Source organism: Mycobacterium szulgai (assembly GCF_002116635.1).
Taxonomy (GTDB): Bacteria; Actinomycetota; Actinomycetes; order Mycobacteriales; family Mycobacteriaceae; genus Mycobacterium; species Mycobacterium szulgai.
Window position 1 is genome coordinate 158,990 of sequence record NZ_LQPW01000019.1, and the last position, 19,676, is coordinate 178,665.

Here is a 19,676-nt window from a genome sequence, read left to right on the forward strand (position 1 = left end):
TTGACTGTCGATATCGTTTGAGCAGGTGACCATGAACCTGATCGTGTTCAACAACCCCACCGCATGGCCTTGGCAGACGAATCTCTGCGATCTGATGCTGCTGGTTATGTTTCTGGCCGCGCTGACGTATGCCGTCGTGCAGTTCCGCCACGGCCGGCGCGGGTACATCGTCGTGCTCATCGCCGCATTCATCTATGGACTCGTCCTCGAACTCGCTGGCATGGCGACGCTGAACCTTTACCAGCAGGGCGATTTCGCCGTGATGATCAACTGGCCGGCGTTCGGGCTATGGCAGGGCACCACGATGATGCCCTCCTACGTCCTGATCTTCTATCCGGTCTTTTTGTTCACCGGCTTCAAGGTCGTGGAGCGCCTAGGCGTTGAAAAGCGTTGGCACGCATCGATGATAGGCGGTTTATTCATGATCGCGATGGACGCGCTGTACATAGTCGAAGGCAACCTGCGACACGTCGTGTGGTGGACGTGGGACCCGAACGTCAGGTTCTTCCAGTATTGGGTCGGCTGGCCTCTGGTCGACCTATGTTGGCAGGGTATTTGGGACGCGGTGTTCATTTACATCATGCTCAGGGCGCAGCCGCGCATCGACGCCAGCGTCGAAAGTGTCGACAAGCGGTGGTCGAATGTCAAGGCTCTTGCCGGCTTCCCGCCTCTGGCTGCGCTCACGGTGTTGATCGTGGGCCCTATCCTGTTGTCGCCGATCATGATCGCCACCGCCCTGGGCGGTCCGCAGTGGCCGCTCGTGGTGCTGCTCGTCGCCGGCTACGTCGCGGTCACCCTTGTCGCGCGACGCACCGCACGACCACTTCCCGTCGAGCGGTTCACTGTCGGCCTAGTTCTTCTGTACGTCGCGTGCCTAGCCGTGATGGCGGTCGCGAATATCGTTTACGAAGGTGCTCTCACCCAGTACGTCGTCGTTCAAGCCGTCGGCTTGGCCGTGATGATCGCATTGGCGACCTACCCACCGCGCGCCGCTCGTGGAAGCCAGATTGCCGCACCAATGCAGAGACCGGCCGTTACGGCAAACCTGGGGAGCGGAGCATGACCGTAAACGCGCTGCGAGCCAACGTTTTCGACGCCGGGTTGCCGACGCTGTCCTATGAGTTCGATGAAACCCCCGCCGATGTCTACCCCCGGATTCAAGCCGCGCAACGGCAGGCCGCGATTGCGATCGGCCCCTTCGGGCCAGAGGTGCTCTCGCATGAGCTGGTGCGAACGGTGCTGCGGGATCAAAGGTTTCGGATTCCACCGGGCATCAACCTGCTTGCTCAGGGAATCACATCGGGTCCGCTGTGGGACAAACTCGTCAACAGTCTCTTGTGCCTCGAAGGCGCGGCACATCGACGGCTACGCAGCCTGGTGTCCAAAGCGTTCACACCGCGAGCGAGTGCGCGTCTGCACGACACAATCGTCGAAGTGATCAACGAACTCGTCGATCGCGTTGCCGCCCAGCGGCGTTGCGACATCGTCGCTGACATCGCGCGGCCGTATCCCGTCCCTATCATTTGCGCGCTGCTCGGGGCGCCCCGCGAAGACTGGCATCAGTTCTCGCTATGGGCCGACGATATCTTCACCGCCTTCACGCTCAACCCCGAAGGCATCGACGAAGGCCTCGTCATGCGGGCATGGGGCGAACTCGACGCCTACGTCGACGAGATGGTGGCCCGGCGGAGACATACGCTGACCGATGACCTGCTGTCGGACCTCATCAGGGCCGAGGACCCGACTTTTTCAGGCGACCGGCTCAACGGCGACGAGCTGCGGATGCTTGCAGCCGGTCTGCTGCTGGCCGGAACTGACACCACGCGCAATCAGCTGGCCGCGTCCGTCGACGTGCTCTGCGACCATGTGGATCAATGGACACTGCTCTCGCAGCGGCCCCAACTTGCCGCGAACGCCGTCGAGGAGACGATGCGGCATTCGCCGATAGCATGCGGCACGCTTCGCGTGGTGGACGAGGACACAGAGCTGGGCGGCTTTGTCTTTCCGCCCGCAACCATGGTGCTGGTGAATACTTTCGCGGCCAACCGCGATGCGACCGTCTATGACGACCCCGACCGCTTCGACATCACCCGCATAGGAGCGCCCGCCGTGCTGACCTTCGGTGGCGGTATCCACTACTGCCTCGGTGCAAACCTGGCCAGGCTCGAGCTTGCCGAGGCGCTCAAGATCCTCACTCAGCGAATGCCGGATCCGTCGCGGACGGGGCCCGCGCCCTGGAAACCGATGATGGGTTTGAGCGGTCCGACGACATTGCCCATAGAGTTTTCGAGTGCGTAGTCACGGTTGGTCGGGTAACGCCCCCGCGACCGACGAGGAGGCCATCGACCGTATCCTCGACGCCGCCGACGAGATCGTGGCCGAGCGTGGTTCCTCTGTTCGTATCGCAGACGTGGCACGTACGTTGGGCGTGACGCGGCAGACCGTTTACCGGTACTTCCCCGGCAGCGAAGAGTTGTTGCTGGCCAGTGCCATGCGCTCTGCGAATGGATTTCTGGATCAGCTTGCCGAGCACATCAGTGGATTAACCGAACCTACAGCCGCTCTGGTCGAGGGCGTCGCGTTCGCGGTGGAAACGCTTGGCGATGACGCTCAATTCGCCAACTTGCTGCGCAACGGATCCAAGAGCGGATCGACGGTCTCGTTGACCTCCGACACCGCGAAGGCATTCAGTCGCTCGATGCTGCACCGGCTCGATGTCGACTGGGAAAGCCAGGGTTACGACGAAGAGGCTCTCGACGAGTTGGCCGAGCTAGGTCTGCGCACTTTTCACTCGATGCTGGTCGATCCGGGACAGCCGCCACGCGATGGCGTCGCGTTGCGGAGGTTCCTGGCGCGCTGGCTGGGGCCGGCGATCATTTATCCGAGACTCGCGCAGGCCATGGACGCTCTGCGACTCCCCGCGCCCAAACCTAGGCGGCGCCCGTCCGCGGCGTCCTGAAGTCGCATCTCCGCGCTGCTACTTCTTGCAAAACTGCTCCGTGACGCACCCGCGCGGGCATAAGCTCCGGGCTATTCGACGATCGGTTGGGGCTGGGCAACTCGGGAGTATGCCCTGAGGTAGTGGGAGCGGCGCGGTGTCGTATGTTGTTGCGTTGCCAGAGTTGATGTCTGCCGCGGCCACGAACGTGGCTTCGATTGGTTCGGCAGTCACAACGGCAAGCCACGACGCGGTGGGCGCCACCAGCGCGGTATTGGCTGCGGCCGAGGACGAGGTGTCCGTAGCGATCGCTGATTTGTTCTCGGCCCACGGCCAGGCCTATCACGCTCTCAGCACGCAGGCGGCGGCTTTTCACGAGCGTTTCGTCCAGACATTGAACGGCGCGGCCGGTTCGTATGCCGCCGCCGAGGCGGCCAACGCTTCGCCATTGGCGGCCTTGGAGCAAGCGCTATTCGGTGCTCAGCAGCAGATTCAGCAGGTCCCCGCCACATTGGCGTCCGGATTCAATTTTCTGCTCTCAGAACCAGGTTCTCCACTCTTAGCGCAATTGACGGGCGACAACCCGCTGCTGTCGATCGGGATCAGCAACTCGCCGCCACCGTTGCTGACATCGCTGCTGGGAGAAACGGTTCAATACAGCACCTATGACGGGATGCGCGTCGTGCAGATCACGCCGGCGCATCCCACTGGGGAGTATGTGGTCGCCCTGCACGGTGGCGCCTTCATATTTCCGCCGTCGATCTTCCACTGGCTCAACTACTCGGTAACGGCCTATCAGACCGGCGCGACCTACCAAGTGCCGATTTACCCCCTGCTGCAGCAAGGCGGTACTGCCGGCGTGGTTGTACCCCAAATGGCCGGCTTCATCTCCTCGCAAATCGCTCAGCACGGGGTGCAGAACGTCAGCGTGATCGGCGACTCGGCAGGCGGCAACCTCGCACTAGCGGCCGTCCAATACATGGTGCAGAACCCTGCACTCGGCCCCGTCCCGTCGTCGATGGTGCTGCTTTCCCCGTGGCTGGACCTAACGCATTCCGGTGGGCAGCTCGGCAAGGTGTGGGCGGGCAATCTTGCGGTGAACGACTATCTGGTGAGCCCGCTTTATGGGTCACTGACCGGACTTCCGCCGACATACGTCTACTCGGGCTCACTGGACCCACTCGCAACAGAGGCGGCCGCCCTGCAGCAGGCAGCTTTAGCCCAGGGGGTCCAGATGAGCTTCGTGCTGGGCAACGGCGGAATTCACGACTGGGTTCTGCTCACTCCGGTAGGCCCCCTCTATTGGCCGCAGATCGACCGGGAACTCGGTATCGCTTCCTAACGCTGCGAGTCACGCAACGCAGGCGTAGTGAAACGAATGCCGGCCGCTCAGCGATAACAGGTAGGTAACGGGTTGATAGCGCCTTGACATGCGAACGTCAGGCAGGAGAAGCCGATGAAGGCCAAGGCAATCGCGGCGGCCGTCGCCATGAGCAGTGCACTCTGGCTGGTAGCCGCACTGGCTACGGCACCGGCTAACGCGGATACCGCAACCGGCCGGAACAAAGGCCCGACAACTGACTACAACCCCCTGGGCGGTTACGAGGGCTACTGCACCTGGGGCGCTCAAGAACAGATACACGTCCACGCCGGCTACTACGTCAGAGCCCTTACCGGGAACGCCGAAGACTGGGCCAGTCAGGCAAAGGCGGCTGGCTGGACCGTGGTCGGCGAAGCGCAGACCCGCTCGATCGCCGTCTACAGCAGCTCGCTCGTCGGGGGAGTCGGTCACGTCGCATGGGTCGAGGCCGTCGACGGAGGGGACGTGACGATCACTGAAATGAACTTCGGCCCCGGCGCTACCGCGGCCAACGGCTACCGCACCACAGGCTTCCGTGAATTCGACACACGCATTGTCAAAGACATCCCGGGTGTGAGCTACATCTTGATTCCCTGAGGTGTCGTAGCGGGACGCTATCCACGTCTGCGACTCCGAGCGGCTCAACCTCGACGGCGCCCAACAGCGGCACTCTCCCGGAGATTACGCTTGTGCAACATACATACTGTGTGTATGTTAATGCATACGGTATGTATGTTGGAGGGATTGGAGATGACGAGTTCCGCGATAAAGGCGGTTGAAGTAGGTCGCATGGATGTCCTCGCGCTGTGCGGGCAGATCCCAGACGCGTTGTGGGCACAGGAATGCGGATGCCCGGGCTGGTCGGTGCAGGACCTTGTGTCGCACATGGCGTGCAGCTTTTGGTTGGCCGTCGACCCGACCACCCTGCCCGACCCGGCGGGAATACCCGCCGAACGCGCAGCTGACCTTTACGTGGAATCCCGTCGCTCGATGACTCCCGAACAGGTTGTGGCCGACTATGAATCGGTGAGTTTGCGCGGTCTTGAATTGCTCGCCGCGGTCCAGGCGCAGGACGTCGAAATCCCCCTCGGCGATGTCGGCACCTACCCCGCCTCGGTGGTACCGGCGGCCTTTGCCTTCGAGATTTTCGTCCATGTTCGGTGCGATCTGTTCAAGCCGAACGGCCCGCTGAACGGGGAACCCCCGCCTTGTGACGAGCTGCGGCTTGACCCGACGCTCGACTGGATCGAGGCGGCACTGCCACAGCAGAATGCGAGCCTCATCGAGGGGATCGAGAAGACGGTCGAGATCAACCTCGACGGTTTGTGCGCGCGGAAGCTGCGGATCGGCGAGGGCACCGATGTCGCCGCTCAAATCACTTCTGATTCTCTGGCTTTCGTATCGTGGGTGACGCACCGCGGCACCTGGGACGAACTCGGGGTAACGGCCGAAGGGGATCCGTCGACGCTGGAAGCCGTTCGCAAGTTCAGGGTGTTCTGACAGGGCACATCGTTGGGCGCCTTCGCCAGTGCCGGTGGGTCGATACCGTATTGGACCGCCGGGAGGTGATGATTGGGCAATGCCGGACAAGCGCCGTACGCAGGCCGAACGTGCAGCCGAAACTCGCGACGCCTTGATCGCCGCGGCCCGACCCCTTTTCGCATCGCCCGGGTTTGCCGACGTTGCGTTGGAAACAATCGTGCGCGACGCCGGGGTGACCCGTGGCGCCCTGTATCACCATTTCGCCGATAAGACGGAATTGTTCGCTGCAGTACTGGAAAAGGTCGAGGGGGAGATGGCGGCGCGGATGGGCGAGAGGATCGCGGCCGCCGGACAGACCAATCCAGTCGAGATCATGCGGCTGGGCTCGACTTTTTGGCTTGACGCGTGCGCCGACCCTGAAGTGCAGCGCATTGCGTTGATGGACGCGCCCGCCGTATTGGGGTGGGAACGCTGGAACGAGGTCGGCCAGCGCTACAACCTCGGACTCATCACGAGTCTGCTCACCGCCGCGATCCAGTCCGGCGATATTCCACCGCAGCCGGTGGAGGCGACGGCGGTGACGATGCTGGGCGCGCTGCGCGAGGCGACGCTATACATCGCTCGCTCCGACGATTTTCAGCAAGCCCGCGACGACGCCGGCGCGGTGATCAACCGGCTGATCGATTCACTGCGCGCCGGGTGAGCGAGTGACTGGCCGCGCGCGTCACACGCTACGGCTTGCATCGCCGCACCTTGGGGCGAATCCCGGTTGATACAGCCGAAACAGATTGAAAATCAGCGGGATTCGAAACCTCAACGACGACGATCTCAAGAAGCGGAATTGCGCCCGCAGCGGCCAGACCCGATGTCGCCGAAATGGTCAGGGTGTCCGATGTCGACTGGTTGAACGTCGCGATCAGGGCGGCCAGGATGGCGATCACCGCCGAAAGCATTGCGGCGATGTGCAGTACCGCGCGCGCCCATGCGCTCTTCTTCGTTTGTGCGTCGGTGCGCGACCGATGGGTGACGACCTTGATGCATGCGTGACCCTTTCGCTCGGGCTTTGGCCGTGGGCTGTCTACCATGAGGTACTTCGCGCGGGTCAGGTCGTCAAGATTCGCGGCATCGCTGCTGATGCACATCGGCGTGTCGAAGGTTGCGGCGCCCGCCTAATCAGTTTGGCGGGCGCAAGGCCGGCGAACAGCTCAGCCAGCCGCCTGCAGCGTGATGTCGGAGATTTCCGTGCGGCTCTCGCCATTTGTGGTGCCCAAGGTCGAGATCCACACCAGGACATTTGAGGTCTTGGTCCGGTTATGCACGGCTATTTGGTTGTGCCCCGGCTGCAGTGTCGTGGTCGGGGTCAGTTCGGTGGTGTCGGACAGCTTGGCTGGGGTTTCGGTAGGCGACGAACGGATCTGTACCTGGGTTCCGGTGCTGGGCACGTCCAGCGTCACGACGCTCAGCTCGGTCGGTTCGGACAGGTGCAGCAACAGACCCATTCCCTGGATGAATTTCGGGAAGGGGACGGCGTCCTTATAGGTAACGGTGGACCACCCCGTGTTCGGTTTGCCGTCGATGGCCAACTTGGCGTCCTGGGGGTTGTCGGGAGCGCCATCGGGTGAAAACACCGTTGCGCTCACAGGTTTCACCATAGGACCGGGACGGCGCGTTTGGTGACCGAAGCCGTCGGTAAACCAGAGCACCGCAGCAGCGGTCAATACGATCACGCCGACGGCGGCCAGGACCGCGAGGATCCAGCCCTTGCTGCGTTTGGGCGCGGTGTCTTGCGGCGATTCGGCGCGGGCTCGGCGGCGCTTCGGCGCGGGTTCGACGGAATAGTTGATGATCTTGTCGGCGTCGAGTGTGTCACCGTCCCAGGCGCCGCTGACCTCGACCTCATCCCCGTCTGCGAGCTGATCTGCTACCAGATCGATTGGCATTTCGACCGGAACAAGGGCGCGCCCACTTTCTAGTGGCTCATACGGGACCACCTGGAACGACACGATCCCGACGGGATCTTGGGCGCCGACCGCGCTGCGCTGTACGCCGCGCGCTATTCCATTGACGACCAGACGTTCGAGGCGCTGCGTGGTCGGACGTTCGCCTGAAGTGAGCTCGTCGGTGGCCCGCCGCGTGAGAGCTCGGGCGAAGTCGGCACAAGTCGGGTAGCGCTGCCTCGGGTCTTTGGCCAGCGCCCTGGCCAGCACGGCGTCCAGGTGCGCGAGTTCGGGCCGGCGCTGGGATATTCGCGGTGGTGGGGTATTGAGATGGTGGCTGAGTACGACCGCGCGGTTGGAGTCTTGAAAAGGTGGCGCGCCGGTTAGGAGGTGAAAGGTCGTGGCAGCCAGTGCGTATTGATCGGCTCGGCCGTCAAGCGGTTTGCCCAGAAGTTGCTCGGGGGCCACATAGCTGATAGTTCCGATCGCGACGTTGGCCTCAGTGAGGTTGCTGACGTCGTCGATCCTGCGAGCGATGCCGAAGTCGGTCAACAACACTCTGCGGCGGTGGCCATCGGCCGAGGTCACCAGGATGTTCTCGGGCTTGACGTCGCGGTGCAGCAGGCGACGCTCATGACCGAAGTCCAGCGCATCGGCCACGGCTGTCACGATTTCTGCGACGTCTTGCTCTGGCATGCCTTGTGGATAGCGCTCCCGAACCAATCGGCCCGCGTCGGTGCCCTCCACATAGTCCATCGAGATCCAGAGCCGGCCGTTGAATTCACCGCGATCGAGCACGCCGACGATATGCGGATGCCACAGCGTTGCGGCCAACTCGGCTTCGCGATTGAACCTCGCGCAAAACTCCTCGTCGGCGGTTGAGGCGACCGACAAGATTTTCAGCGCGTCGTGGCGGGGCAAGCGGGGATGCTGGGCGAGGTATACCTCGCCCATGCCACCGGTGCCGAGCAAGCGCTCAATGACGTAGCCAGCGAAAACCTCACCGTTGTTCAACGGCATGTCCGAAAGCCTACAAACCGGCGCGGCCGGGGAGCCAATTCTGCCGGCGAGCCGGGCAACCGCCGCGTTGCCTCGAGAAGGACCTCAACATTCTCTCTGAACTGCGCTGATGTCTTGGTTGGCGGGTGCCGAGACGTGGGCGGACGCTGCTGCGCCGTGGCGGCCGTCACCTCGAATGATTGTTGGTTTTGCCACTTTAACTACGGGTGGGCGCGCTGAGGTGGCTCGATCAATAGCGTCGGTACACCGCACGTGCCGTCCTTGACGGTGATCACGCGCGTGCCAGGTTTGCGTCCCGGGCGAACCTCGGAGACTTCGACGCCGGCGTCTGCGAGCCGCGTACGCGCCGCATCGGCGTTGCCAACGCGCCAGGAAAGCCCCCAGACCTGATCGGTTTCGGCCGGGAGCTGCACGGCGGACAGCGGCTGAGCGATCTCGACGGTGACCCCGCCCACCCGCAGGAATACCAGCCGCATGCCCCAGTCGGGGAAGCTGCGATCGAGCGCCAGGCGCAGCCCGAGCCCATCTCGGTAGAGCTCGGTGGCGGCATCGGCGTCGGATGTCCTGACCACCGCGTGGTCGATCCCCGTGACGACCGCATCCTGTGACCCCGCGGCAGACGCCTCGGGAAGGCGATGTGGCGACTCGTGCTCGATCGCGATGATCAGCACGCCGCGGGTACGCGTCTGCGGCAGCAGCACGCTGCGCCAGCGCCGGGTCAACCCGGTGTCGGTGTCGCGGCCCAGGCCTGGTGATACGGGCGGTGGGTCGAGGCCGATGCGGGCGAGTTGTGCGTACGCGGCGTCAAGGTCGGAGGTGGCGAACGCGAGCCCGATCGGGCCGTCGCCTTGTTGATCTAAATGCGCTGCGACCGTGCGCCCGAACGGGCCATCGCCGAGGGGCGTGATCAGCTCGAGATAGGTGTTGTCGAGCCGGAACAAGGTATTCGCCGTGCCCCAGCCCGGATGAATCCCACGCCATGAGGGGCTGCGCGAGAACAGGGTGGCGTAGCGGTGCGTGGCGTCGCCCAGGTCACGCACGGCAAGAATCACATGGTCGAGGGCGTCGAACACGGACTCAGCATGCCCGATCGTCCGCGCGAGCTACCTGACACCCCAACGACGTGTTCAACAACTGTGGCCTCGTGAAAACATGGATTCGGTGATCCTCTCGATAGATCTCGGCAAGACCTCGTGTCGGGCCGCGGGATGCGGCCGGAGGGTGGCGGGGCCAGGCGCGCCGGGGCTCGCGGCACCGGGCGGAGTGCGTGCCGCGCAGGCGGCAATCTTGTTTGTTGCCAAGCAGTTCGGGCCGGTCGAGGAGGTGATCGTGGGCGCGGCGGGCGCGTTGAACGCGCCGGATGCCGCGCGTGCGCTGGGCGAGGCGCTGCTGACTTCGCTGGGGGTGGAGCGGGTCACGATCACCGGTGACGGCGTGATCGCGCATGCCGGCGCGCTGGACGGCAAGCCTGGTGTTGTGCTGGTCGTCGGCACCGGCGTCGTAGCGCTCGCGATCGACGCCGACGGCGCGCTGCGTACCGCCGACGGCTGGGGTCCATTGCTGGGTGACGAGGGCGGCGGTGCGTGGATCGGCGCGGCCGGGCTGCGCGCGGCATTGCGGGCTGTCGACGGGCGGGGAGCGCCCACTGCGTTGCTGGATGCCGGCCGTGCGCGATTTGGCCCGCCGAGAACTTGGCCGGCACAGCTCACCGACGCCGCCGCGGTCGCGTCGTTCGCGCCCGACGTCCTTGCTGCGGCGGACGACCCAGTGGCCATGGCGGTTATCAACACTGCGGCCGAGTCGCTCGCCGCGACTGCCCGTGCGGTGGGCAATGGCCCGGTGGCGATAGTCGGGGGTCTGGCTGGGGTGAAGGCGCTGAGCGAGCGGATCGACGCGGTTACGCCCACCGGCGACGCGCTCGACGGCACATTGCGGCTGGGGGCCATCCACGAGCCGCACGTGATCCGCTTGCCTGCTTGCTCCGATTCCCTTGCGCCGCCCAACGGCCTCGACGTCCTCGCCACCGAGGCCGTTCGGCCCGACTTGGATGACCTCGATACGCGGCCTATCGCTGACGTCGTCGCGCTGCTTGTAGCCGCCGAGGGACAGGCGCACAACGCGGTGGTAGCCGCACTGCCGCAAATCACGGCGGCGGCCGAGGCGATCGCTGCGCGACTCGAGTGCGGCGGCCGGCTGATCTACGCCGGAGCCGGAACACCCGGCCGGCTCGGCGTGCTCGATGCGGCCGAGTGCGGGCCGACGTTCAGGACCGACATTGTGCGCGGTGTGATCGCCGGCGGCCCGGCCGCGCTGACCGGGGCAATCGATGGCGCCGAGGACTCTTTCACCCCAACGGATTTCGCCGGCCTTACCGCAGCCGACGCGCTGGTCGGGATCACCGCGTCGGGTCGCACGCCGTACGTACTCGGGGCGCTGCGGCATGCGCGCGCGGCCGGTGCGTTAACCGTCGCGATCGTCAACAACTCCGGCAGCGACGCGGCCGCCGACGTTGTGATCGAGTTGCTCACCGGACCAGAGGTGCTCGCCGGCTCCACGCGGCTGACCGCGGGGACGTCGCAGAAGGTGGTGCTCAACGCGCTCTCGACGAGTGTGATGATCGCGCTCGGCAAAGCCTACGGACCGCGGATGGTCGACGTACGGGCGACCAACGTCAAGCTGCGCCGCCGGGCGGTGCGGATCGTTCGCGACGCGGCCGGCGTCGACGAACAGACCGCGACGGCCGCCCTTGCGGACGCGGGCGGTCACGCCAAGACGGCGATCGTTGCGTTGCTGGCGGGCGTTGATGCCGCCGAGGCTTCCGACCGGCTCGATCGAGCCCGGGGACGCGTACGGGACGCGCTGGTTGGGCGGGCGCGATGATGCGGACGGTCGTTGCCATGGGAGCCGTCCTGCTGGCATGCTGTGCGGCTTGCTCGCATGGCGAGTCAGCGCACACGACCGTCAGCAAGACGGTGCAGATACCAGCCGAAAACCCGAGCACTGCAACAGTTTCCAGGCCTCCAGAGGCGCCCACGCCCCCTGCCTTCGCACCCGTCTCCAAGCTGATCAGCGACGCGATCGCGGCAGAGAAGCTGCCAGGTGCTGTGGTGTTGGTCGGGCATGACGGCGATATCGCCTTCCAGCATGCGTATGGCTCGCGCAGGCTGGCGAGTGAACCCGGGCTAGACGGTTTGCCCGCGCCCGCGGAGCCGATGACCGAGGACACGATCTTTGACTTGGCCTCGTTGACGAAGTGCCTGGCCACGGCGACGGCCGTCATGCAGCTCTACGAACAAGGCAAGGTGCGGTTCGACGATCCCGTGCAGCAGTACCTGCCCGACTTCAATATTGCGAATGATCCGCGGCGGGCAAAGGTGACCGTTCGTATGTTGCTTACGCATACTTCGGGTGAGACGGGCGACGTCGAGCTCAGAGACCCGTGGGGGCTCGCCCAAGCCGATAGAGCGCAAGGCATTCGTCGCGCGCTCACAACGCCGCTGGAGTCGGGTCCTGGTGGGGTCTTCCGCTACTCCGACATCAACTTCATCCTGCTCGGCGTGCTCGTCGAGAGAGTGACCGGCCAAGCCGAGGATGTCTACGTTGCCGAGCATGTGTTCGCACCGCTTGGCATGGCCGATACCCGCTTCCTTCCGCTGGCGAAAGCCTGTGGGCCGCATACGATTAGAGGTTCTGCGATCGGTTGGGCCCCGGGACCGCGAGGCGCCGTGCCGGCCCCTTGTGCTGAAGGTATGTGGAGCACGGATCTTCTGTCGCGCATCGCTCCGACAGCGCGTGACGAAGAGGGCAGAGCCGATCCGAGCAAGAATCCCGACTTCGATCGCCTGCTGCGGGGGACCGTGCACGACATGACGGCGCGACGCATGGGTGGCGTGGCCGGGCATGCCGGCGTGTTCTCGACAGCGCACGATGTCGGCATCTTTGCGCAGGCCCTCCTTGACCGGCTCGCGGGCCGTCCGAGCCAGTTCCCGCTGACGCAAGCGACTTTGGAGTTGATGACGACGCCGCAGCAGCCGGGACACACGGATCGACAACTGGAAGCAGCGAACAATGCCAGCCGAGATGCGATCGCGAAGAGACTGAATACCTGGGATCCGTTGCTTGCTGCGCGGTATCCCGCGATCACGGGCCAAAACCTGCGCGGCTTCGGTTGGGACATCGACACCGGCCAGTCCGCCACGCGAGGCATGGTCTTTCCGATCGGTAGTTTCGGACACACCGGCTTCACTGGAACCTCGATTTGGATGGATCCGGGCTCGGATACCTACCTGGTTCTGCTCTCGAACTCGATCCACACGCGGGGCAGTCCACCGATGTCGAATTTGCGCGGCGAGGTTGCGACGGCGACGGCCCGAGCCCTGGGTCTTTAGCGCGGCTCAGGGGCGCTCGAAGTGTTGGTAGTCAGGAGTCGTCCAGTAGCCACCCCATTGCCAGCCGCTGTCGGTGAAGGCGTGTTCGGCGGGGTCGCCGGCGTGGATGAGTCCCGGGTCGGTGCGGCTGCGGTCCAGATAGACCGCCGCGTTGTGCGGCTCGAAATACCCTGTCACATAGAGGCATGGGTTGAGCAGGGTGTTGATATCGATGGCCCGACCGTAGGCGTGTTGAGACCATTCGTTGCTTCCGGGGATGAGCCGGCAGTTGAAAGCTGAAGTGTTGTTGTCCTCCATGGACAGCTCATCATCAGCGTCCGGGTAGTGGTCGACCGTGCGGATCTTGTCGACGGGATAACCCACTCGGCGCAGCTGCGCAAAGATCGCGATGATCTGCGGCGCCAAGTCTTCGTGCACGATCAGCTCGCCGCGGTGAGTCTGTCCGTCGAAACCGAGGTAATCAACATCGACCCGGCGCAGCTGCTCGGGCGGCACGGGACAACCGGGCCGCCAGCTCGGGCCGAGTTCGGCGGCGGTCACCGGTTGCACGGTCGCGGCCGTGGGTGGCGGCGGCGCGCCGGATGACGGCGTCGTGGCGGCCGGCGGTAACGAGGATGGTGTGGCCGCAGGAGGTGTGGGCGCGGCGGTGCACTGCACAAGTAAGACGCCTGATGCGAGCAGTCCCGCCAGCAAGGCGCCCCGCCGCTTGAAGGACGTCAACTCCGATGAGTCCTCACCGCTTGCTCCCTGCCGGACCGCTGCGACGAGCGGCTTCGCTAGCCGAATCCGGTGCCAACGCTACCGCAGCTGGACGCCAGCCAGAGGACGTCGCCGCGCAACGGCTTGACGACCGACAGATTGCGTGCCGACGAAACGCTTGCTCCAAGACGTTGGGGCGGTACGTTCGGAAATTGGGCTGCTCAAGAACTGATCGAGGGGGACCAGTAATGAGCTTTTCGGTGTGGCCGCCTGAGGTCAATTCGGTGCTGCTGCTCGATGGGCCCGGATCGGGGCCGATGCTGGCGGCGGCGGCGGCTTGGGAAGGGATCGGCGGTGAGTTGAGCTCAGCGGCAACCGAATTCAGCTCGATAACCTCTGATCTGGCAGGCCAGGCCTGGCGAGGCCCGTCGTCGGCGTCTATGACCACCGCGGCCGCACGGTATGTGGACTGGCTGGCAGGCGCAGCCGCTCAAGCCGAACAGTCAGCAGCGCAAGCTCGGGCGGCGGCCATCGCGTTTGAGGAAGCGCTGGCAACAATCGTGCATCCCGGACTCATTGCGGCCAATCGGGGCGAGCTGGTGTCGCTGGTGCTGTCGAATCTGTTCGGCCAGAACGCTCCGGCGATCGCGGCCGCCGAAGCCGTCTATGAGCAGATGTGGGCGCACGACGTCGCCACGATGGTCGGGTATTACACCAGCGCGTCAGCAACGGTCGCGCAATTGGGCCCGTGGGCGCAGGCGCTGGAGAATTTGCCCGCACTCCCAGGTGGATTCGCCAACGAATTCACCCGAGTCGGCGAGACACTGTTCGCGAGCATCTTCGGGGCGCAGGCCGCTCCGCCTTTCGCAGCAAACCAACCAGGGACCTTCACCGGTACGCCGTCACTGCTAACCAGATTCGAAGAAGCTGCGCTGTGGCCGGTAAAGCCACTCCTGAACTTATCCGGGATGGAAACCCAACTCTCCATGCCCAACAGCCCGCTATTGGGGCTGTTCGCCAGTGACATCCCGCCGCTGTCGTGGTTCATCGGTAACTCCCCGCCGCCGTTCTTGAACTTGCTGCTGGGAGAAACCGTGCAGTACACCACCTATAACGGGATGAGCGTTGTGCAGATCTCGCCGGCTCATCCAACCGGCGACTATGTGGTCGCCATCCACGGCGGCGCGTTCATCTTCCCGCCCTCGTTCCTGCACTGGATCAACTACTCGGTGACGGCCCACCAGACCGGCGCGACCATTGAAGTGCCGATTTACCCGTTGCTGCAGCAAGGGGGTACCGCGGCGACGGTGGTACCGCAGATGGCCGGCTTCATTTCCTCCCAGCTGACTCAACACGGACCGACACACGTCAGCGTGATCGGTGACTCCGCCGGTGGCAACCTCGCATTAGCATCCGTCGAATACATAAAGGCGCTGGACTCGAGTGCCCCACTACCGGCATCGATGGTTCTGCTATCGCCATGGCTCGATCTCGGGATGACCAATCCGAATATCGCGTTGGTCCAAGACCCATTGCTGCCATTTGGGCCCGCGCAACAGATCGGCAAGGTTTGGGCGGGCAATCTTTCGTTGACCGATCCTATGGTGAGTCCGCTCTACGGAGACTTGAGCATACTGCCGCCAACATATGTCTACTCAGGCAACCTGGATATGCTTTCGGCTGACGCATTAGTCCTTCAGCAAAAGGCTGTAGAGCAGCTGGCACCCATCAGCTTTGTCCTGGCCAATGGTCAAATTCACGATTGGGTTTTGCTGACCCTGGACGGTCCGCAGTACCTCCCGCAGATCAATTACGAACTCGGCATCGCGGCCTGATTCCTAGCTATGCGACGGGTCGCGGTGGCGCGGCTGCTAGTCGTCCCGCCCACTCTCCAGCAGCCGTAGCGGATGCAGGCCATCGACGGCGCCGACGAACGGCGGATGGATGCTGTAGCCCAGCATGCGGCGAATGTCGGCGGAGACCGTTCGAGCGACCTCGCGCGACACCGACAAGGTAAAGGCCTCCATGGGCCGCAGCCACGGTTGGCAGTACTGGGCGGTGACGGCCAAACGGTCGGTCGCACTGGTGTTCGCGCCTCCGCCATGCCACAGCGTGCCGACGAAGAAGACGCACGACCCGGCGGGCATGACGACAGGCAGCGACCGATCCTCCGGGCTCGGCCGACGCTTGCCCCAGCGGTGGCTGCCGGGTATCACCACCGTTGCGCCGTTGTCGGCGGTGAAGTCGTCAATGGCCCAGATCGTCGCCGCGGCCAACGGTGCCCGCGGACGTGGAATCGGGTAGAACCCGTCGTCATGATGGGCCAGCTGCGCGGCCTCACCGGGCTGAATGTTGATGGCCTGCAATGCCGAAAGTAAATAGTTCGGCATCAGCAACCGGTCCAGCAGCGCCAGCACCCGCGGATGATCAACCAACCGGTCGCAGACGCGCGTCCTGCTCAACACGCTGTAGATCCGCTGGGTGCGCCGGCCCTCAAAGGAGTTGCGTCCGGTGTGCGCCAGCCAGGGGCCCACGACCTGACGGATTTCCCGGCACTGCTCGGCGCCGAGCAGGTTTTCCCAAATGACGTAGCCGTCACGGTCGAGGGCCGCCAAGTCGGCCTCGACAGTGGCGAGGTCGACGGAGCCTCCACCTGTTGGCTCCCGCTTGTAGCGCTGCGCCAGATCGCCCTTGAGGTCCTCGAGAGTTGTGACGGACTCGTGCTCGATGTTCATCGATACCAGCATGGCACCGTCGGACGACTTATGTCGCAGGCAATAAGGCCTTGTGTCGCGGGCAGTAGGCGTCGATGCTGGCGCCGACGAAGTACCCGGAATGATAGGCCGGCATGTTGCTGCTATTCAGCACGTCATTGGCCACATCATTCGGTGACATGCCATTGTCGAGTTTCACGCATACGAAATGTCCGGCTTCGATCGCGTGAGCTGCGGATACGTGGTCGGTGATGCCCTCGGCCCGCAGCTGAGCCAAGAATTTGTCGTCGGTCGTGTCGGCATGAGCGGTCGCGACCGCCAGCGGGCCGAGCGACGCAAGCAGCGCCGCAACTGCCAAGAGGCGCGAATACATTGAAGCTGCTCCCGCGGGTGAGATGACTTGATGTCGCCGAAGCCGAGCTGCGAGCGTTGGAGCGTTGGCTTCCTAATAGTCCGATTTTCCCGGCTGGGGCACCCTAGTTCTAGCTTCGCGGGAAGTTGTACATGCGTTGTTTTCCTGCCGGTTACTTCCGGCGAAAACCACCCCGAATGCACGTTCATGATGAGGTCGCCCCGATGCCATCGGCCGTTAATGTTCGGTGCACTAGAGCTGCAGTAGGGTGTCAACCCTGCCGTCGAAGGTCGAAGAATCAAAGGAACTAAATTGCCCCGCAACCGATTTAGTGCCTTGCTATGCCTCGTCTCCGCTATCGCGCTGCTCTCGTCGGCGTGCGGTAATGACCAAAAGGCAAGTGCGCCAAGTGCGTCGACAGCCAACGTGAGTTGCGGCGGAAAGCGGGTGCTCAAGGCCAGCGGGTCGACGGCGCAGGCCAACGCGATGACCGGATTCGTGAAGGCGTTCGAGCGGGCCTGTTCGGGCCAGACGCTGAACTACACCGCCAACGGTTCTGGGGCGGGAATCCGCGAATTCACCTCCGGCCAAACCGATTTCGGCGGATCGGACTCGCCGCTGAAACCAGCCGAATACGCCGCTGCCCAGCAACGCTGCGGCTCACCGGCATGGAACCTGCCGGTGGTCTTCGGGCCGATCGCCATCACCTACCACCTCAACGGAGTCACTTCACTGACTCTTGACGCTGCCACCGCCGCCAAGATCTTCAACGGCGCCATCGCCACCTGGAACGACCCCGCCATCGCGGCGTTGAACGCGGGTGTGTCGCTGCCCGCTCAGCCGATTCACGTCGTATTCCGCAGCGACGAGTCCGGCACGTCGGAGAACTTCCAGAGATACCTCGATACCGCCTCCGATGGCGTCTGGGGCAAGGGTGCCGGGAGGGAGTTCCTGGGCGGTGTCGGGGTGGGAGCCATGGGCAACGACGGCACGTCGGCAACCGTCAAGCGCACCGAGGGCGCCATCAGCTACAACGAATGGTCGTTCGCCCAGGCGCAGCAACTGGGCATGGCCAAGATCATCACGTCGGCGGGCCCGGATCCGGTAGCGCTCAGCGCGGATTCGGTGGCGAAGACGATTGCCTCGGCCGGCATCGTCAACCAGAACAATGACCTTGTTCTCGACACGATCTCCTTCTACCGTCCGACTCAGCCCGGCAGTTACCCGATCGTGCTGGCGACCTACGAGATCGTCTGCTCGAAGTATCCTGACGCTCAAATCGGTATTGCCGTCAAGGCCTTCCTGCAGAGCACCATCGGCGCCGGCCAGAATGGCTTGTCCGACAACGGATATGTTCCCATTCCGGACGCGTTCAAGTCGCGGTTGGCCACCGCGGTCAACGCCATTTCGTAACCCGGAGCCGACGAGATCAGCCGGCCGGCAGTGGGCGGGCCATAACGGTGGGTTTGAACCCATATCGGGGCCCTGCGCCCGCCCCGCGCGCGTTACCGCCGCCGGCTACCGGCATGCCACTGAGGACGTTTCCGGTCCCGGCCTCGCCGGTGGTTATCGGCTCACTGATCATCTGCACCGCAGGGCGCACGGCCGGCGGAGCGGTCGACGCCCCGGGCCATGACGCCGGAACGGCCAGGTGTCCCACGTGGGCTCCGGCGCCCAGACCGGCGGCCACCTGGCCCCCGGGCCCGAGGGCCGCGGCTACCGGGGGCGCCGGGACGGCAGGCAGCGCCGGCGCCGCGCCGCCGATCCAGCCCGCCGATTTCGCGATCTGCACACCGAAGTTGCCCATACCAACGCTGAAGTACGGCAGGCCTTCGGTGTTGTAGAAGAAGCTCGCGTAGTTGGAGTAGCCCTGCATGAAGGTGCCCAGGTTGTTGGGCAGCGTGGTTTGTCCGGTTAACAGGAACCAGATTTCGGTCAAGACGGGGAAGCTGGTCTCGAGCTGCGACACCAACTGCTGGGTGCCGCTGGGCGTGGCGAGCAGTCCCAACTGGCCGGTGATTTGGTTGAAGAAGCTCTGCAGCGATTCCTGGATCGAGGAGGCCGGGCTGGCTTGCGCGGCGGCCACGGCCGCCGCCTGAGTGGTGGTACCCGCCGGATTGACAATGGTCGGCGCTTGGGTGAATGTGCTGAATCTACTGGCTGCCGCAGACGCCGCGGCATAGTTGTACATGGCCGAGGCGTCCTGAGCCCACATTTCCGCGTACTGGGCTTCCAGCGCCGCAATCACGCCGTTGTTCAGTCCAAAGATGTTGGTCTGCACGGCTTGGGTCAACTCGGCGCGGTTGGCCTCGATCAGTGGTGGTGGCACCACCGAGGCGAAGGCGGCCTCGAATGCCGCTGCGGCCGAACGGGATTGGGTGGCGGCGTGCTCGGCCAGGCCGGCCGCACTCATCATCCACGCCACATAGGGCTGGGCGGAATCGGCCATCGCCGCTGACGCCGGGCCCATCCACTCTTTGCCGGCCAGCCGGGTAAGCACTGTCTCGTAGCTCTGGGCCGTCGACGTCAGCTCTGCGGCCAGGGCATTCCACGCCGAAGCCGCGGCCACGAACGATGCCGCCCCCGGGCCGGAGTACATCATCGCCGAGGTGACCTCGGGCGGTAGTAGACCGAAATCGATCGCCATGTCCTGCTCCTTAGCCGGCCGCGGCCACGGGGGCCGCCTGGTGAATTGCCGCAGCCTGAGCGCTGACGGCCGGGTACAGCTGGGTATGCGCGGGGAACCGCATCGCGCGGTGGTTGGGCCGAATCATTGCTTCAGACAT

19 protein-coding genes and 1 pseudogene are annotated in these 19,676 nt (G+C 64.3%); 12 read left to right on the forward strand and 8 right to left on the reverse strand.

Annotated features, from left to right (window positions below):
* Positions 1–31: 31 nt before the first annotated feature.
* The 7 genes from AWC27_RS05360 to AWC27_RS05390 all read left to right on the forward strand — a co-directional run bounded on the left by AWC27_RS05360 (position 32) and on the right by AWC27_RS05390 (position 6,483).
* Positions 32–1,063: a hypothetical protein gene (locus tag AWC27_RS05360; RefSeq protein WP_139836778.1), complete on the forward strand. Its 1,032-nt coding sequence runs from the start codon at positions 32–34 to the stop codon at positions 1,061–1,063.
* Positions 1,060–2,298: a cytochrome P450 gene (locus tag AWC27_RS05365; RefSeq protein ID WP_085669524.1), complete on the forward strand. Its 1,239-nt coding sequence runs from the start codon at positions 1,060–1,062 to the stop codon at positions 2,296–2,298. The genes AWC27_RS05360 and AWC27_RS05365 overlap by 4 nt, the downstream gene beginning before the upstream one ends.
* Complete coding sequence (locus tag AWC27_RS05370) at positions 2,291–2,959, forward strand: TetR/AcrR family transcriptional regulator (protein ID WP_085669525.1); 669 nt, start codon at positions 2,291–2,293, stop codon at positions 2,957–2,959. The genes AWC27_RS05365 and AWC27_RS05370 overlap by 8 nt, the downstream gene beginning before the upstream one ends.
* A 136-nt stretch (positions 2,960–3,095) precedes the next feature.
* The gene (lipY, locus tag AWC27_RS05375; protein ID WP_085669526.1) at positions 3,096–4,280 is read left to right on the forward strand and encodes a triacylglycerol lipase LipY; all 1,185 of its coding nucleotides are present in this window, start codon (positions 3,096–3,098) and stop codon (positions 4,278–4,280) included.
* A 114-nt stretch (positions 4,281–4,394) separates the two neighbouring features.
* The gene (locus AWC27_RS05380; protein WP_085669527.1) at positions 4,395–4,895 is read left to right on the forward strand and encodes a CHAP domain-containing protein; all 501 of its coding nucleotides are present in this window, start codon (positions 4,395–4,397) and stop codon (positions 4,893–4,895) included.
* A 192-nt stretch (positions 4,896–5,087) separates the two neighbouring features.
* The gene (locus tag AWC27_RS05385; protein ID WP_245846861.1) at positions 5,088–5,798 is read left to right on the forward strand and encodes a maleylpyruvate isomerase N-terminal domain-containing protein; all 711 of its coding nucleotides are present in this window, start codon (positions 5,088–5,090) and stop codon (positions 5,796–5,798) included.
* Positions 5,799–5,877: 79 nt separating this feature from the next.
* Entirely contained in the window at positions 5,878–6,483 is a 606-nt protein-coding gene (locus AWC27_RS05390) for a TetR/AcrR family transcriptional regulator (RefSeq protein WP_085669528.1), read from the forward strand.
* 28 nt (positions 6,484–6,511) lie between these two features.
* Here AWC27_RS05390 and AWC27_RS29930 read toward each other — a convergent pair whose 3' ends face one another.
* The 3 genes from AWC27_RS29930 to AWC27_RS05405 all read right to left on the reverse strand — a co-directional run bounded on the left by AWC27_RS29930 (position 6,512) and on the right by AWC27_RS05405 (position 9,810).
* Complete coding sequence (locus AWC27_RS29930; protein WP_139836779.1) at positions 6,512–6,721, reverse strand: hypothetical protein; 210 nt, start codon at positions 6,719–6,721, stop codon at positions 6,512–6,514.
* A 264-nt stretch (positions 6,722–6,985) separates the two neighbouring features.
* Positions 6,986–8,737 carry a serine/threonine-protein kinase gene (locus AWC27_RS05400; protein ID WP_085669530.1) on the reverse strand — a complete coding sequence of 584 codons (1,752 nt, stop codon included), beginning with the start codon at positions 8,735–8,737 and terminating at the stop codon, positions 6,986–6,988.
* 200 nt (positions 8,738–8,937) lie between these two features.
* Complete coding sequence (locus AWC27_RS05405; RefSeq protein WP_085669531.1) at positions 8,938–9,810, reverse strand: VOC family protein; 873 nt, start codon at positions 9,808–9,810, stop codon at positions 8,938–8,940.
* Positions 9,811–9,889: 79 nt separating this feature from the next.
* On the opposite strand from AWC27_RS05405, the pseudogene AWC27_RS33120 reads away from it, so the two are divergent.
* The 3 genes and pseudogenes from AWC27_RS33120 to AWC27_RS05415 all read left to right on the forward strand — a co-directional run.
* Positions 9,890–10,615, forward strand: a pseudogene (locus AWC27_RS33120) (BadF/BadG/BcrA/BcrD ATPase family protein); the annotation flags it as partial.
* 90 nt (positions 10,616–10,705) lie between these two features.
* Positions 10,706–11,617, forward strand: a complete 912-nt coding sequence (locus AWC27_RS33125; RefSeq protein WP_372516847.1) for an N-acetylmuramic acid 6-phosphate etherase — start codon at positions 10,706–10,708, stop codon at positions 11,615–11,617.
* A 17-nt stretch (positions 11,618–11,634) separates the two neighbouring features.
* Entirely contained in the window at positions 11,635–13,125 is a 1,491-nt protein-coding gene (locus tag AWC27_RS05415) for a serine hydrolase domain-containing protein (protein ID WP_139836780.1), read from the forward strand.
* A 6-nt stretch (positions 13,126–13,131) separates the two neighbouring features.
* Here the strand turns inward: AWC27_RS05415 and AWC27_RS05420 are convergent, their stop codons facing one another.
* Positions 13,132–13,845, reverse strand: coding sequence for a M15 family metallopeptidase (locus AWC27_RS05420; protein ID WP_245846862.1), 714 nt, complete (start codon positions 13,843–13,845; stop codon positions 13,132–13,134).
* Positions 13,846–14,072: 227 nt separating this feature from the next.
* On the opposite strand from AWC27_RS05420, the gene lipY (AWC27_RS05425) reads away from it, so the two are divergent.
* Complete coding sequence (gene lipY / locus AWC27_RS05425; RefSeq protein ID WP_211281561.1) at positions 14,073–15,659, forward strand: triacylglycerol lipase LipY; 1,587 nt, start codon at positions 14,073–14,075, stop codon at positions 15,657–15,659.
* A 36-nt stretch (positions 15,660–15,695) separates the two neighbouring features.
* Here lipY (AWC27_RS05425) and AWC27_RS05430 read toward each other — a convergent pair whose 3' ends face one another.
* Entirely contained in the window at positions 15,696–16,559 is an 864-nt protein-coding gene (locus tag AWC27_RS05430) for a phytanoyl-CoA dioxygenase family protein (protein WP_085669644.1), read from the reverse strand.
* A 28-nt stretch (positions 16,560–16,587) separates the two neighbouring features.
* Complete coding sequence (locus AWC27_RS05435) at positions 16,588–16,911, reverse strand: DUF732 domain-containing protein (protein WP_085669535.1); 324 nt, start codon at positions 16,909–16,911, stop codon at positions 16,588–16,590.
* A 291-nt stretch (positions 16,912–17,202) separates the two neighbouring features.
* Here AWC27_RS05435 and pstS point away from each other — a divergent pair, with 291 nt between their 5' ends.
* On the forward strand, positions 17,203–18,303 hold the full coding sequence (pstS, locus tag AWC27_RS05440) for a phosphate ABC transporter substrate-binding protein PstS (RefSeq protein WP_139836781.1): 1,101 nt from the start codon (positions 17,203–17,205) through the stop codon (positions 18,301–18,303).
* A 16-nt stretch (positions 18,304–18,319) separates the two neighbouring features.
* Here pstS and AWC27_RS05445 read toward each other — a convergent pair whose 3' ends face one another.
* Both AWC27_RS05445 and AWC27_RS32600 read right to left on the reverse strand, forming a co-directional pair.
* Positions 18,320–19,531, reverse strand: coding sequence for a PPE family protein (locus tag AWC27_RS05445; protein WP_139836791.1), 1,212 nt, complete (start codon positions 19,529–19,531; stop codon positions 18,320–18,322).
* A gap of 16 nt (positions 19,532–19,547) precedes the next feature.
* The gene (locus tag AWC27_RS32600) at positions 19,548–19,676 is read right to left on the reverse strand and encodes a hypothetical protein (protein ID WP_264078907.1); all 129 of its coding nucleotides are present in this window, start codon (positions 19,674–19,676) and stop codon (positions 19,548–19,550) included.